The 14541-nt window shown below is 49.1% G+C and carries 12 protein-coding genes and 2 pseudogenes; 8 read left to right on the top strand and 6 right to left on the bottom strand.

Annotated elements, in window-relative coordinates; all coding sequences use genetic code 11:
* Window positions 1–320: 320 nt before the first annotated feature.
* Together C8D90_RS18155 and C8D90_RS18150 are read right to left on the bottom strand one after the other, a co-directional pair.
* A complete protein-coding gene (locus C8D90_RS18155) occupies window positions 321–1661 on the bottom strand; it encodes a carbohydrate porin (protein WP_115459967.1) in 1341 nt (446 codons plus the stop codon).
* Window positions 1662–1775: 114 nt separating this feature from the next.
* Window positions 1776–3173 (bottom strand): MFS transporter, encoded by a 1398-nt coding sequence (locus C8D90_RS18150; protein WP_115459882.1) that lies wholly within the window; start codon window positions 3171–3173, stop codon window positions 1776–1778.
* A gap of 439 nt (window positions 3174–3612) precedes the next feature.
* On the opposite strand from C8D90_RS18150, the gene C8D90_RS18145 reads away from it, so the two are divergent.
* From C8D90_RS18145 to C8D90_RS18130, 4 genes are all read left to right on the top strand, one after another.
* Window positions 3613–4644: a LacI family DNA-binding transcriptional regulator gene (locus C8D90_RS18145; RefSeq protein WP_115459966.1), complete on the top strand. Its 1032-nt coding sequence runs from the start codon at window positions 3613–3615 to the stop codon at window positions 4642–4644.
* Between the two features lie 251 nt (window positions 4645–4895).
* Entirely contained in the window at window positions 4896–5825 is a 930-nt protein-coding gene (locus C8D90_RS18140; protein WP_221810602.1) for a dihydrodipicolinate synthase family protein, read from the top strand.
* 143 nt (window positions 5826–5968) lie between these two features.
* Window positions 5969–6817, top strand: coding sequence for a fumarylacetoacetate hydrolase family protein (locus tag C8D90_RS18135; protein ID WP_115459881.1), 849 nt, complete (start codon window positions 5969–5971; stop codon window positions 6815–6817).
* Between the two features lie 126 nt (window positions 6818–6943).
* Window positions 6944–8233, top strand: a complete 1290-nt coding sequence (locus C8D90_RS18130) for an anaerobic C4-dicarboxylate transporter family protein (protein WP_115459880.1) — start codon at window positions 6944–6946, stop codon at window positions 8231–8233.
* Window positions 8234–8424: 191 nt separating this feature from the next.
* Here C8D90_RS18130 and C8D90_RS18125 read toward each other — a convergent pair whose 3' ends face one another.
* Window positions 8425–9300: a phosphorothioated DNA-binding restriction endonuclease gene (locus tag C8D90_RS18125; RefSeq protein WP_115459879.1), complete on the bottom strand. Its 876-nt coding sequence runs from the start codon at window positions 9298–9300 to the stop codon at window positions 8425–8427.
* A 314-nt stretch (window positions 9301–9614) separates the two neighbouring features.
* Between C8D90_RS18125 and C8D90_RS18120 the strand changes: the two genes are divergently transcribed.
* A complete protein-coding gene (locus tag C8D90_RS18120; RefSeq protein ID WP_115459878.1) occupies window positions 9615–9980 on the top strand; it encodes a hypothetical protein in 366 nt (121 codons plus the stop codon).
* Between the two features lie 17 nt (window positions 9981–9997).
* Here C8D90_RS18120 and C8D90_RS18115 read toward each other — a convergent pair whose 3' ends face one another.
* Window positions 9998–10396, bottom strand: coding sequence for a hypothetical protein (locus C8D90_RS18115; protein ID WP_115459877.1), 399 nt, complete (start codon window positions 10394–10396; stop codon window positions 9998–10000).
* Window positions 10393–11331 carry a hypothetical protein gene (locus C8D90_RS18110; RefSeq protein WP_312026911.1) on the bottom strand — a complete coding sequence of 313 codons (939 nt, stop codon included), beginning with the start codon at window positions 11329–11331 and terminating at the stop codon, window positions 10393–10395. The genes C8D90_RS18115 and C8D90_RS18110 overlap by 4 nt, the downstream gene beginning before the upstream one ends.
* On the opposite strand from C8D90_RS18110, the gene C8D90_RS22530 reads away from it, so the two are divergent.
* Window positions 11321–11857 (top strand): phage polarity suppression protein, encoded by a 537-nt coding sequence (locus C8D90_RS22530; protein WP_196238524.1) that lies wholly within the window; start codon window positions 11321–11323, stop codon window positions 11855–11857. The two genes, C8D90_RS18110 and C8D90_RS22530, sit on opposite strands and share 11 nt — an antisense overlap.
* A 446-nt stretch (window positions 11858–12303) precedes the next feature.
* A complete protein-coding gene (locus tag C8D90_RS18100) occupies window positions 12304–14070 on the top strand; it encodes a DUF262 domain-containing protein (protein WP_115459875.1) in 1767 nt (588 codons plus the stop codon).
* Window positions 14071–14101: 31 nt separating this feature from the next.
* Here the strand turns inward: C8D90_RS18100 and C8D90_RS22280 are convergent.
* Window positions 14102–14252 (bottom strand): annotated as a pseudogene (locus C8D90_RS22280) (tyrosine-type recombinase/integrase); the annotation flags it as partial.
* Between the two features lie 80 nt (window positions 14253–14332).
* On the opposite strand from C8D90_RS22280, the pseudogene C8D90_RS18090 reads away from it, so the two are divergent.
* A pseudogene (locus tag C8D90_RS18090) lies at window positions 14333–14449 on the top strand (transposase); the annotation flags it as partial.
* Between the last annotated feature and the right edge of the window lie 92 nt (window positions 14450–14541).

Raw genomic sequence — 14541 nt, 5'->3', positions numbered from 1 at the left:
TCTGAATATATTGTAGGGTCTTTTTTATTGGACGTACCTTTAAAGGTGATAGTAGCTGACTCGCGCTGTCCACCCTCAGGAAGAACATAGTAAACCTAAAGTTTATTCAGCCACTGGCTGCCGATAAAAAAGCCGCTTCACCCAATATATTATGGGGAACGCCGGAGTTTTATGAAGCGCCCCGGGCGTGGGAATAAAGGGGGAGATAATCCCTCTCCCCGCGAAAAGAAATGATTCGGGCCGTTGATTAAGGTGTGATAACGCGCGAATAAGCCGCGTATTGCTGACTACAGCCGGCCAGACGGTGGCGGCCCGTTTTATCAGAACTTGATCGTCACCTGATTGCCGACCACCCACGCGTCTTTAATCTCCTCACTTCCTCCCGGATGAGCGAGTAGCTGCAGGTTAGGACGCACAGCCAGCCATGGCGTAATGCGCAAACTGTAATGCAACTCAGCGGCATACTCGGCTTTGCGAACCGGGACATACAGGGGATTATCGTAATCATCGATCCCCCGCATCTGGTTCAGGAGCTGCGCCCGGCGGGCGACTCTGTCGTTGGCATGCATTTTACTTACGCCGAAGCTGATAAAGTCCTGCGGACGACCGGCGAAAGGGCCTTTATAGATGGCGCCGGCCTGTATCTGATAGTCCATTGTCGCCGTATCTTTATCATTCATTGCCAGATGCCCGAAAAGGCTGAGACCATTTTGCCGATGGCTGCCCGAACGGGTAATCTGCTGGCCGACATAGAGATAACCTCCGTAGCGGCCTCCGTGTCGCCGGGCGGCCTGGCGAGTGAGGACATAGGGATCGCCATTGTCGTCATCCAGCACATCATTCGCGTCCGCCGTGTTATACCACCCCCCGATTTTCCAGACGCCAGGGAGTTTTGCCGCGCCGAGAGTGGGTAAGTATCCCAGTTCAACAAGGTACATGTACCCCAGATGCCCGGTTCCATCCAGCTCGAAGCTTCCGTGGCGGGTGGCGTAGTTAGGATTGTACTGAAACGCCCCCGCCTGGACGTAAAACGCCGGGGCAGGACTGTATTTAACGCGGCTACCCCACTGGCCGATGGGGGTGTTATACCAGACGCCGCTGCCGTGCCCGGCTAAAGAACCGCACAGCGACAGGTTTTGAAAAAAGCAGCCGCTGTTATCAAAATCCTCTCCTGGCGGCATCAGGCCCACCTTGAGATCCAGCTTTTTATCCCACCAGGATTTTTTGAACCAAAACTGCGTTGCGTGCCATGTTTGCCCCCGCCCATAGTTACTCTGTACGCCGGAACCGATGACCGGAGCGCGCGGATCCTGAAGGCGATCCTGAGTCAGATCTCTGCCGTTACGATTATTCACCGACGCTCTGAATTCACCCTCGCGAATGCCAAAAATCTTTTCCAGATCCAGATCTACGCCAAGAATATACTGGTCGCTGTAGCGCACCGTTTTATCGCGATCGTAACCGCCGGAAACATTCGTGGCAGTCATCGAGCTATATTCCAGCGTAAAATCATACCCATGATGACGTAGATCCGTACGTACGCCGCCCCAGTCTCCGGTCATATTTTTTGCTGTTGGAGAAAAAAACGTATCGTTGGCCAGCGCCAGTAAAGGGTGTAGTAAAACCAGCAGCATCGTGCCGCGTTTAATGAGTTTGTTCATGTTTTCACCGCCCATAGATTATCCAGGTCTATGAATTATTCCCGGTAAGGCTCAGCTGAATTAGCCGGCTGCGCCGACCTCCTGTCAGATGTGGCTCCCGGAGCCACAGGCCGTCTATGGCGACAGCTCTTCTAACGATTTTCCTTTGGTTTCAATGGCAAAAAACCAGGTAATTAAGCCGCCAATCAGCGCAATGACCGCGAAAATGACAAACACAAAGCGGATCCCGAAGCCGCTTACGATAAAACCAACCATCAATGGGCCAATGGATGAGCCCGCGCGCAGCCATGCGCTGGAGTACGCGGTGCCAATAGCGCGCAGTCGGGTGGGATAAAGCTCAGCCGCATACAGATAAAGCGAGAAGGCGATGGTCTGAAGAATGGCGTAGGTCAGGCTTCCCAGAATCAGAATTTCAACGGCAGATTTTGCGCCCAGAACAGAAAGGGTAATCAGCGGAACGATGGCCAGTAAAAAGGCCCATGTGTACCAGCGTTTGCGCCCGACACGGTCGATCATCAAAGCGCAGATCACCGACGCGACGACGCCGCAGGAGGAAGTGATCCAGCCATAGGCCAGACTGGTATCGAGGGAGAGGTTAAACCAGGTTTTGTAGAGGGTCGGGAACCAGGTGATCATGCCGTTGTTAACGCTGTAAACCGTCAGCCACAGCCCCCACAGCATAAAGGTCCGGGATTTATAGATACCGCCGAAGAGGGCTTTAACCCCTTCCGGAGCCGCCTTTTGAACCGCGGGCGCTGTAATTTCAGGTTCGGTTAACGTCATCCCACGCCTGATGACCTCAGACTCCAGCGTGGATACAACGCTGTCCGCTTCCTTCAACCGACCTTTTGAGGCCAACCAGCGCGGTGATTCAGGCATCAGCCAGCGCAGCGGGACGGTCAGCGCTGAGGGAACTAAACCGATTAAAAACATGACCTTCCATCCATAGATGGGCACAAGAAAATACCCCACCAGCCCTGCAAACATCATTCCGATTGGGAAAATCACCTCATACAGCAAAAAGAAACGCCCGCGCTTCTTTGCTCCTACAAATTCATTGATATAGGCGCTGGCAACGGGAACCTCCGCACCGATACCCACCCCCTGTAAAAAGCGAATAATAAGAATTGACCAGCCGTTCCAGGCAAAAAGGCAGGCCGCATCCATCAGAACGAACATGATGATGGTGATACGTAATACGCCGATACGGCCTATTTTTTCCGCCAGCGAGCCAAAAAATAGTGCGCCGCACAGTTGGCCCACGTAGCTGGCCGCAATAATAAGACCGACAAATGCCGGCGTAAGCCCCCACTCCTGGGTGAGCTGGGGGAGAGCAAAAGCGATAGCAATAATGGTATAGGCATCGAAAAAAGTAGATAAGCCGACGATAACGCGGATCGCCTTCAGCCGCCGGGTGATGGGCAGACGTTCCAGCCTTGCCAGCAGCGCGTCTGGTGTTGACGCAGTTCCGCCGGCAACTGCGTAATCTGAAGCAATAGCCTGAGTTGACATAGTATTACCCTGTTAAACGTTGTCTGGGGCATACACGTAAGGTTCTGAATAACAACAGGGCAACGAACCCTTATCCAAAGACGTGCTGCATATAATGCTGTTTGAACTCATTTATGATAACGTTACTGCAATCGATTTCACTTTCAGTCCATCCTTTGCCGGATTCGCCGCTAAGTCAATTACGCCAGTTGTATAAATGCCGAGCAGTTCACAATCTGAAAAAACTAACGAATAAAAAAGCTAAGCGGTGAACGCAGAGTAAAGTGAATAAGAAGAGTGAATTAACAACCCGCCGGGCATACCCTGGCAAAGTGAAGTACCATTCCTTTTGTCCTGGCGAGGTTTGACGTAAGATCCTTTAACCTCCATGGTTTGCACGATGGTATCCGTTGAGCGGGCAACACGGATTTTTACCCGCATTGATGAGTTGGAGCAGCAAATGGATCAAGAAAGTGAACTGAACGATGCGCCGGAAAAAAAGCTGGCGACAATGCGGGATGTTGCTCGCGCTGCGGGCGTTAGCGTCTCGACCGTTTCGCGGGTACTCGATGAAAGATTACCCGCCTCGCGCAGCGCTTCGGCAGATAAAATCCGCCAGGTTGCCCGGGAGCTCGGCTACCGTCGGGACTATGTTGCTTCCAGCCTGCGGCGTGGCGATACCGGGACGCTTGGCGTCCTGGTTCCGAGGCTGACCGACGCCGTCACCGCCATGCTTTTCGAAGAGATAGCCAGGGCTGCGGCCAGGAGAGGGTATTTCGCGATTGTAGCTACCTGCGGCGACAGCCAGGATCAGGAAAAAAACGCCGTTGAATCGCTGCTGGATCGCCGGGTGGATGGGTTGATCATGTCCACCTGCCGGCTGGACGATCCTTTGCCGCAAGCCCTGCGTGAACGGGATGTTCCCCATGTTCTGGCGCTGCGTACCGACGGTTTTAGCCCCTCATCGGTCGGGGACGATGAGCTTGGCGGTTATCTGGCGACCCGGCACCTGATTGATTTAGGCCACCGTGATATTGGCCTGATTGGCGGCCCTGATTTTGCCTCCAACGCGCGCAACCGACGTAAGGGCTTTGAGCGGGCAATGCAGGAAGCCGGGCTCAGGATCGACGCGGAATGGTGCTGCCATTCTGATTTTAATATCGCGTCGGGAGAGCAGCAGGGAACGAAAATTCTCAGCCAGCCTCATCGCCCAAGCGCGCTGTTTGCCGTCAATGACGAGCTGGCGATTGGCGTCCTCGCTGCCGCGCACCAGCAGGGCCTGATGATTGGAGAAGACCTCTCCCTGGTGGGCTACAATGATATTCCCCTGGTAAGCAGACTGCCCGTGGCGCTGACTTCGGTCAGAACGCCGCTGGAGCATATCGCCAGCAATGCGGTTGATATGTTATTGAATCCAGAGATAAATAATAATATGCGGGTTACCACCCCTTCCCTTATTCCCCGTAAGTCTACCTCGTCCCCGCGTAAATAATCCTCCTGAGATCCTCCCAGGCTTTCCCACAGAAAGCCGGGAGGGCCGAATTTTGTCTCACGGATCTCATCCCGGATGCAGATTGCTGTTTAGTTTGTGATCTGCGTTGCATTTTTAACCAACATGCCGTTGACGGTTTCGGTTTTGAGGTTCAATGTCAATCACGTGAAAACGATTGCAGAAACGATTTCACTTTCGTTTCAAATGATCGCTTAACCGCAAACATATGCTTACTCATCAAGGGGATATTTATGATTAACATCGATCTGAGAGGTTTGACTCCGGCTCCGGTTACACCATTCACTCGCGATGGACGCGTAGACTATGACGCCATTCAGCGCCTCGGCAGCTGGCTGGGCAGCATCGACGGCGTGAAAGGTCTGGTGGTTCTGGGACACGCAGGGGAAGGTACTTTTCTTACCCAGGAAGAGCAGGCGAATGTGATCCGCGCATTTGTGAAGTCTGTGGATAATAAGCTTCCTATCATCGCCGGTATCACCGGTGAAGGGACTGAAGTGGCTGCGCTGGAGGCCAAGCGTGCGGTTGCCGCCGGTGCATCCGCTGGTTTGCTCTACCCTTCTCACGGTTGGCTGCGCTTTGGCTATCAGGATGGCGCGCCTCAGGATCGCTACCGCGTTGTTTATGAAGAAAGTGGCCTGCCGCTGATTCTTTTCCAGTATCCGGATGTCACCAAAGCTACCTACAATCTGAAGACGCTGCTGGATATCTCTGCGCAGCCGGGCGTATTTGCCATGAAGAACGGCGTGCGTAATATGCGCCGCTGGGATACAGAAATTCCGGTGATTCGTCGCGAGCGTCCGGATCTGCAAATCTTAAGCTGCCATGATGAATATCTGCTGCATACCGCCTTTGATGTGGATGGCTTCCTGGTCGGCTACGGTAATATCGCGCCTGAGCCGTTAATTGAAATGATTAAGGCGGGTAAAGCGGGTGATTACGTTAAAGCGCGTCAGCTGCACGATCGTCTGCTGCCGGTTACCAAGAGCGTGTACCACCGCGGTTCTCACATGGAAGGCACCGTTGCCCTTAAACATGCATTGGTTGCGCGGGGGATCCTTGAACATGCTACCGTTCGCTCTCCGTTGCTGCCGCTCGAAAATGGCGCGGAGAAAGAGATCCACGACGCAATGCGCGCCGCTGAACTGGGCCGCGTCTGTTAATTTATTCTGATTATGCTGTTAATCCGCAATACAGAAATATGTCTTACTGTATTGCGGATAATATATTACTTCGCCCCGGTATCATTTAATATTCTTCATAATAACGCCGGGGCTTTCACCTCTGTATATTTCCAAGGTGATTTATGAAACTGTTAAGCTTTCGCGTTAATGATAAAAATAAATATGGTCTGGCGACCGCTGACGGCGTCATTGACCTGCAGGCGCTGTTCCCTCAATATGACAGCCTGCTTGAATTTATACCCCACCTTCATCTTCTTGATAATCTACCGCCGTCCGCTAAACAAACGAATTATTTCTTCGATGAGATCGCTTTCCTGCCGGTCATTACTGAACCGAAAAAAATAATCTGCGCTGGCGTGAATTATCGCGATAAAAACGTTGCGTGTAACGAGAAGCCCTCTAATCCTGTGCTATTCATCCGCTTTGCTGATTCACAGACCAGTCATCTGGCGCCGCTATTAAAGCCGGAGCTCAGCAATGAGTTTGACTATGAAGGTGAAATGGCGCTGGTGATCGGCCGCGGAGGACGCAATATACCTGAGCAGGAGGCGCTGCATCATGTTGCCGGCTATAGCTGCTACATGGATGGCTCCGTGCGCGACTGGCAGCACACCTGGTTTACCGGCGGGAAAAACTGGCCCGCGACCGGGGGGTTCGGCCCCTGGCTGGTGACTGCGGATGACATCCCCGACCCGCAAAATCTGAATATTACCACCCGGCTTAATGGCCGGACGGTGCAGCAGGATAATACGGGCAGTATGGTGCACTCAATTGCAGAGCTGATCGCGTATATCAGCACGTTCAGCCCGCTTTCTCCGGGAGATGTGATCCTGACCGGCACACCCGGCGGCATCGGAAAAAAACGTACGCCGCCGCTTTTTATGCGCCCGGGAGATAGGGTTGAAGTAGAGATTGAACAGATCGGATGCCTGATTAACACCGTGTGCAGTGATGCCGCTGTATCGCGATAAGTTGTCGTTCGCAGGCAGTTTATATCCAGAGGAATTGTAAGAGAGCGTTTGCCCGGCGGCCAGAACTTGCAGGCCATTTAATCATTCGAAGGATTAATGCCGGACAGGGAGCCGTGGAGGCGATTTATGGTATTGGTTCAGTTTCTAGTGGTGCTGCTGTTTCTTTACATCGGTATGCGGGTCGGGGGTATCGGCGTGGGTTTTGCCGGCGGTGCCGGCGTAATTGCCCTCAGCGCGCTCGGCGCCACGCCGGGTGATATGCCGATGCTGGTTATCGTGTTTATCATGGTCGTGATCGTGGCGATTGCTGCCATGCAGGAAGCCGGCGGTATTGAATATCTTGTTGACCTCACCGAGCGCCTGCTGCGCCGCTATCCGCGATTGTTAGTAATAACCGCGCCGCTTTCCACCTGGTTATTAACCATGATGGCCAGCACCGGGCAGGTCTCCTTTGCCTGTATGCCGGTTATTGTCGGCGTCGCGAAAGAGAACAATATAAAACCCACCCGGGCTCTTGCGCTCTCCGTCAGCGCGTCTTTGCTTGGCATTGTCGCGTCGCCCATTTCTGCCGCGGTGATTTTCTTCTCGGGGATACTGGAAAAAGGTCATTATGGCTGGAGCTATATTGAGCTCATTGCGGTATCAATCCCGTCCACCTTCCTTGCGCTGCTGGTCACGTCTCTCTTTTACCTGTTCTGGGACAGAATCCGCCAGCAGGATCGGTTATATGGCAATCCGGTTGAGATGAAGGCAAGGACGGAGCGGGCAATCCCGCCCTATGCCGGTCGTTCGGTGCTGATCTTTATCATTGGGCTGGTTGTGGTTCTGGCCTATGCGATTGTCACCAGTCCCAAATTAGGGCTGATTGCCAATCCGGTCATGAGCAGCGGGCAGGCGCGGGTGGGGGTGATGATGGGCGTTGCGCTGCTGATTCTGGTGTGCTGCCGGGTTAATGTACAAAAGATCCCGTCCGGCTCGGTGTTTAAAACCGGGATGACCTCCTGCATTTGCATTCTCGGCGTTGCCTGGCTGGGTTCAACGTTTATGGACAGCAATCAACAGTGGCTGCAAAGCACGGTCTCTTCGCACTTATTGGATTCGCCCATTGTGTTGGCCTTTATTATTATGGCGGCATCATGCTTCTTGTATTCACAGGCGGCTTCAACAAAAATTTTATTCCCTGCCGCGCTGAGTATAGGCGTTGCCCCCGGTATTTTGGTTGCCTGCTTCCCGGCAACGGCTTCCCTTTTTATTTTGCCAAACTATCCGACGTTACTGGCAGCGGTAGAATTGGATGATACCGGCTCCACCAAACTGGGACGGCATATTATCGATCATCCTTTTTTGCTGCCTGGCCTGGCATCGGTGCTACTTTCAATTCTCTTTGCTGCGGGGCTGGCTTTTTTGATTCAGTAAATCACCGCTATCTTTCACGTTGCTATGAGAAACTGATACGAGCAGTACACGGTTTACCCCAATCCGGCCTGCGGCACGTTGCGTCGCACGCCGGAAGGGGGGGAATATTCTCCGGTAGCCCCGGTCACAGCCAGGAACAGCCCTTCGGAAATGCGCGTTATAAAAATGGTTGGTATACGCCCTACTCCAGCTCAATGCTCTCCTCTGAACACCTCTTCCCTATGCCATTCCACAAACCGCTCCCCCGGATAATTTTCTTTAACCGGCGGCAACGCAATCGCCTTTCCCGCAAAATCCCAGAACAGCCGCTGTACCACCCCACCACCATTCACCGCGTCGGAAACCATCACACGCATATTTTCATCCAGGCCAATCGAACCACGATCAAACGCTTTATGATGGATCGCACACAACGCCAGGCCATTAGGTACTTCACAGGGGCCATTATGTTGCTTCCACCTGATATGTGCGGCTTCCAGCGCAATCGGCGCATTGTCGTGGCGCATATTGAAGCCGCAGATCGCACACTGATAATTGTAAGCACGGAGCACCATCTGGCGGAACTTCGGGTCGCGTTGACGAAGAGAGGTGCGAATATCAAACCCCATCTCGTCAGCGATGTCCTCCTGAATACTGGCCGGAAAATGAGCCTCCAGAAGTTGCTGTGCCAGCGTATCAATTAACCTGTGATTTTTTGCTACCAGAGCAAAATTGTCGGCATCAAACCCACCCGCGACATTATATTCGGAGAGTTCACGCCGGGGCGGCTGACGGCTGCCACGGGTTGAGCACAGTTCCGCGTTTTGCAGTTCCCAGAAGCCATCTCCCTTCAGACGCCAGAACGGCATGTCCGGGCGCGGGTCACGGCGCTGCGGTCCATAACGTTCCAGGAGATCCAAGAGGGGCCCGTAGATTTCAGAGCCATAGTTAAACAAACGACCATGACCCTGCCGATAGTGTGAGAGGACGTACAGCAGCAATAATGGCTTATGTGGCGCACGCTGTTCGCCTTTGCGCCAGATAGTAATTTTGGATATCGCTTGCTTTAGGGTTTTGTCGGAAATCATCACGTTGAAGAATCCATGAGCACATATTTGTGATGATGCTCGTAACTATATGTACATTCAAGGCATTATTGCAGGCATCTTTTTTGTTTGTCTGACCAGCTCCCCATTGATTAGTAAATACATACCTTGGTAACGACGGTAATTACTCAACATTTTGTCGTGTATCTATCTTATAGATGAATCACGCTGAGCGGGTTTATCCGTATCGAAACTACTGCTTCAAGAAAAATGCTCCTTGTATTGAATTCATCAGATTGGCTAAAGTAAGAGCAGTTTACTTTTGGCGTTGATAAGGGATTGATATAGATGCCAGAATGCATTTTTTAAAGAGTGGGTTTCGTTTCAGAGACACGATGTTTTTGCTCAGAGCTTTTAAACGCGCCAAGCAGGCACGGCATGAAACGGGAGTTTCTCGTGACTTCTTTGATTTTGTTGCTAAATGGGGACAAGATATTGCCGGTGGGATTACACTGTTTAGCTGTGTTTTCCTTGCCCTCGTTGTTGTGATGGCTGTCACTGGAGACACTCAGGGTATCCCAGTTATGATATGCATATATATGATTTTACTTTTTATCTTCTTTTGGGGAATGAGCTATTTGAACAAGTGCCCGCTCCGTTTAGGAGCGAAATCATCATATTATTATTTTCGCCATAAGCGAACAGCAAAAAATAACCATTAATTTTAAAACTGCTCTTTTTACATGGTTGTTTTAGTAAGTATGATCGTATTCAGTTTTCTGTCATGCCAAATTTCAAAAATGACTCCACCTTTCTCACTAAACCACGACTCATTACGACCATTATCAGTAACTCTGTAGCGCTTATAACCAAGTCCTTCTAAATATTTTTGAAGGTCTTTTGTATCAGATATACCTTTAAAGGTAATAGTACTTGATTCTCGCTGTCCTCCATCAGGAGGGACATAGCTAAATGAGTAATCCTGCGTAATCCTGGGCGAATTCTTGATGTCCTTGTCCGTATAGTACCAATAGCTTATATGGTCTGATTCATAATATGGGTCGGTTGGATCCGGAGGGAAAAACAGAAATAAACACCCTAAAACCACAACCAACAGAAGACTAATGATTATTTTCATTTTTTCGCCTCATTGGGTGCAAGCAATGACAAAAACGTGCCATTGTTGGTGCCAACCTTTACGATGTCAGTATTAAATCTAGCAAACGGTTGGACCCATTTTAGAAAATGAGGAAGTTGTGTTTTATAGGGCCTCTTTATCACGCATGGGTCATCCGGGTCAGGAAATATAATAGGCAGGAAAGATGTGTTCTTATACTTACCTATTCCACCATAATAATCCCATATTTTTATAGCTTTCTCTTTGCTAACTAACTGTAATTGATTTTGGTAATTAGCCGGTAATATGGCACGATAAAAACCCAGTAAGTCAGAAACAAGATCTTCCCCACTGAAACCACTATCCGTATACCATGCAAACATCGCGCTGGATTGGTAACGTTCAAACCGGCTCGCAACAGATAACATCATAGATAACGCTATGCTTTGAATTTCTTGTGGCGTCCTTCCACGCTTAATGTCCCATCTGGCAAACTTTCCAGCACCTACGCGCTTTCCGAACGCATACATGGACTGCGTGTAAGTGACGATATATCTTTCTTTGCGTGATGCCTCACCCATCCTGAAGGATAAGATCAGCTCTTCTATGTCTCTGCCGCCAGCATGCCCTAAATCAATCCAACCGAGAACTTTAGAATAAACAAGCCCAGTTCTCGTTTTTTTAGTCCATTCATAGGGTTCTCTGATATCGTTTTTGCTGCTCATAAAAGACATCCCTGTTTTGTAACTTTTTCTAATGTTATCATAACGTATATACGGATAACTCCGATTATTGGACACACATCTCAGCCCCCTGTAATGACCCGCTGTTGCGCCAAATCGGTATGGTGTCGGAGCAACGGGCTTCTCATGATGCGCGTAAAGCCCTGAGTCCGGCAGCCCGTCATAAGCGACAGGTGCAACATGCAGCAAGGGAGACAGCAGAATGAGCGTCATGACATCGCCCGCAGAAGCCCTTGAGCAGTACCGCAGCGCTTCCCAAAACTGGCAGGATTTTCGGAAGGAGCGGGAAAGCACCCGTGCGCAGCTCCGGGATTTACTCGCTTCTGCGGATAAGCCGAAAGACTATCCCGGGCAGGTGGATATGCTCAGGGAGCGTCTGGCGGTTCTGGAATGGCAAATCAACTGCACCGCCCGCGACAGTCTGTATACCCAGCGCCTGGTGCTGGATGCCTGTGTGGAAGATGCGCTGGAAGCCTTTATGACAGCGAATGGCCCGGCGCTGGCGGGTGCGCTGGCACCCTGCCTGAATGGAGCGCCGACGGTGAAACGCACCTGGTATCAGTGTCAGAATCTGGAATGCTCCTGCACGTTCACAGCACTGGAGAGTGTTGAAAATATCATCATGAAGCCGCAGAAGAAGCCAGCTCAGGTGGAGGCATCCACCGGAAGACAGCCACAGACGCTGGGGCGCTATGGCTCTGCCTCCCGGTTGTCAAATCGCCAGCAGATTCCGGCATAACATGATTAAAATCCTTTCGTTTCCCGGCCTGAGCGCCGGGATTTTTACGCCTTTTCCCTGGCTGGCCTGAGAGCGCATGAGTGCATGTCTATGACGCATGAAAACGCATGATAAAATGTACCTGCATCGTTTCCGTTCAGGCCAGTAGTGGCACACCCTGAAGCACTCATGCACCTGCATGAAAATCACTACATAAAGCGGGCAGGCGTGGCGGAGAGAGCATTGCGCGCGTTCAATGAAAGCAATGTTATTTCTAGCTGACGTAAAATATGTGATAGTCATGCTTGTTACCGGGCTCTGGATAGAGTGAACAAGGTCTCATGAAACCCCTATGCAATCATTTGTTAAATAGTTGCAAAGACCAACATGAGTTATACAACCTGGAAATTGCTAATTTTATAAGCACGTAATATGCTTGGATAATATCTCATGAGCAAGGAGAAGTCATGGCTGAGTTAGCATCACAACCAACACCAATTCAATCGATCTATAACTGGTTCATTGAAGGCAAACTATACGTTAACAGACGTTATCAGAGAAAATTAGTTTGGACTTTAGAGGAAAAACAAAAACTTATCGATTCGTTATTACGAAAATATCCAATACCTGCAATTCTAATTGCAGAAAGAGAAACCGAACCCGGCACTTATGAAATTATAGATGGCTTACAAAGGCTTCATGCCATCATGTCATTCATAGAAACAAGATACACTTCAATAGATGGTTCTTTGTTTAATTTGCAGTTTTTCCCGACAGCACAAACCAGGGCTGACGAAGGGGGATTTACACCTAGCGAAGCTGAAGAAAAATTATCTCAAAGAGAAGTAGGTACAATTTTAGACTACACTCTTGCATTATCTATTATGCGAAATGCAACCGAAGGTGAAATAAATGATGTCTTTGACAGAATTAACTCCTACGGGCATCGCCTTAGTGATCAAGAAAGAAGACAAGCAGGTGTAGAGAATAACTTCTCAAATATGGTACGAAATATTGCCTGTTCAATTCGAGGTGATGTTTCCAAGGATAATATCCTATTAGGTGATATGCCCGCAATCAGCATAGACTTACCGTCTATGAAGCATGGTTATGAGATTCAAGCAGAGGAAACATTTTGGGTTAAGCATGGAATACTACGCTCGACCGATCTAAGAGATAGTATGGATGAACAATGTGTTGCAGATATAGCAGCTTGCATCATTGGAGGCTCCTTAATCGAGCGTTCTAAAGATGCTTTAGATAAGATATATGATAGCGGTCATGATGAAAGCATAAGAATCAACACTGCATTAGATGTGTATGATCCAAAAAAATTCACTGAGGAATTTAAGTACTGCCTTGATGAAATATTAAAAACTTGCAACGAAGGCGAGTTTGTAAAATTACGAGACCAAATATTTGAAGAAACTAACACAAATGGATTCCCTGCCGTATTCACTATTTTATTCATAGCATTTTTTGAGTTAATAGTTAAAGATAATAAAAAAATCAGCAACTATGCCGAGTTAAAACAAAATATTTACAATATCGTAAGTCGAATTACCGTCGGCAGAAGAGCCAGTTCATCTACAGGAAGACGAACAAATATCAATGCAGTTAAAGGGGTAATAGGTGATTGCTTTGTCGTGAGTAATGACCCACTCCCAATCTATAACAACCATTCAACTATTGATATTGAAGGTGTAATTAGAAGATCCGAAGTTGAATTAGCTTCTTATGAGTTAAAACAAGGGATCCTACAGTTACATGGCCAAAGAGAAGAAAACCCAGATGTTACAGAAAAAATAATAAACACCATTTGCGCCATGGCTAATAATGGACAAGGTAGCACAGGGAAAATAATAATTGGAGTGACCGATCAAGAACAGCATGCAGATTTAATTTCGCAACTAGATCGAATTGAACCGATAAAAATCGGGTCAAGATATGTTGTGGGTGTTAAAAGAGAAGCGACCAAGATGGGTATTAGTCTGGAGGATTACTTTGCTAAATGGGCTACAGCGATTAGAAACTCAGACCTTAGTGAACCACTCAAAGGTCAAGTGCTTTCCACTATGGATTTTAATGATTTTTATGGGCTTGGATTATTAATAATAACTATCCCACCGCAGCAAAATGTATCATCTGTTGGTGATAACGTGTATTGGCGTGATGCGGATAATACGAAAATTGCTAATGGCATCCAAGCTGCAAGAATTGCACAACGCTTCTAATCAAATAAATAGAGGAGGGTTCCACCCTCCTCTATTTACAGTAATATTTTTTAAATGATGCATATTCATAGGGCGTTATAAACTCTGATTTATTATGTTCTAAATAATCTGCCCACCATTGAGCCATCAATCGTCTCTCATCCAAATGCTCAGAAGTATGAATTATATGCAGCACGTACATTTGTAAGTATCCCACTAAACCGAACCATTCACTTTTAGATATCTTCCGGACATACTGATTATGTTCCCTGAGGAGATCACCATGCGTAAAGCCCGATTCACCGAACACCAGATTATTGCCGTTCTGAAATCCGTCGAAGCCGGACGAACCGTCAAAGATGTCTGCCGCGAAGCCGGGATATCGGAAGCCTCATATTACATCTATGGACTACCTCCGTTTTGCAAGCACTGATTCTGGTTTTGGGTTGTTGCTTACATCTATCCGGCATCAGGAAAACCTGTGCCCAAATG

Source organism: Enterobacillus tribolii (assembly GCF_003363015.1).
GTDB lineage: Bacteria > Pseudomonadota > Gammaproteobacteria > Enterobacterales > Enterobacteriaceae > Enterobacillus > Enterobacillus tribolii.
This window is presented reverse-complemented; position numbering and strand designations above follow the sequence as displayed.

Coding starts and splice junctions, on each gene's coding strand:
- C8D90_RS18155 (WP_115459967.1), bottom strand. CDS start 1,661: ATGAACAAACTCATTAAACGCGGCACGATGCTGCTGGTTTTACTACAC.
- C8D90_RS18150 (WP_115459882.1), bottom strand. CDS start 3,173: ATGTCAACTCAGGCTATTGCTTCAGATTACGCAGTTGCCGGCGGAACT.
- C8D90_RS18145 (WP_115459966.1), top strand. CDS start 3,613: ATGGATCAAGAAAGTGAACTGAACGATGCGCCGGAAAAAAAGCTGGCG.
- C8D90_RS18140 (WP_221810602.1), top strand. CDS start 4,896: ATGATTAACATCGATCTGAGAGGTTTGACTCCGGCTCCGGTTACACCA.
- C8D90_RS18135 (WP_115459881.1), top strand. CDS start 5,969: ATGAAACTGTTAAGCTTTCGCGTTAATGATAAAAATAAATATGGTCTG.
- C8D90_RS18130 (WP_115459880.1), top strand. CDS start 6,944: ATGGTATTGGTTCAGTTTCTAGTGGTGCTGCTGTTTCTTTACATCGGT.
- C8D90_RS18125 (WP_115459879.1), bottom strand. CDS start 9,300: ATGATTTCCGACAAAACCCTAAAGCAAGCGATATCCAAAATTACTATC.
- C8D90_RS18120 (WP_115459878.1), top strand. CDS start 9,615: ATGCATTTTTTAAAGAGTGGGTTTCGTTTCAGAGACACGATGTTTTTG.
- C8D90_RS18115 (WP_115459877.1), bottom strand. CDS start 10,396: ATGAAAATAATCATTAGTCTTCTGTTGGTTGTGGTTTTAGGGTGTTTA.
- C8D90_RS22530 (WP_196238524.1), top strand. CDS start 11,321: ATGAGCGTCATGACATCGCCCGCAGAAGCCCTTGAGCAGTACCGCAGC.
- C8D90_RS18110 (WP_312026911.1), bottom strand. CDS start 11,331: ATGACGCTCATTCTGCTGTCTCCCTTGCTGCATGTTGCACCTGTCGCT.
- C8D90_RS18100 (WP_115459875.1), top strand. CDS start 12,304: ATGGCTGAGTTAGCATCACAACCAACACCAATTCAATCGATCTATAAC.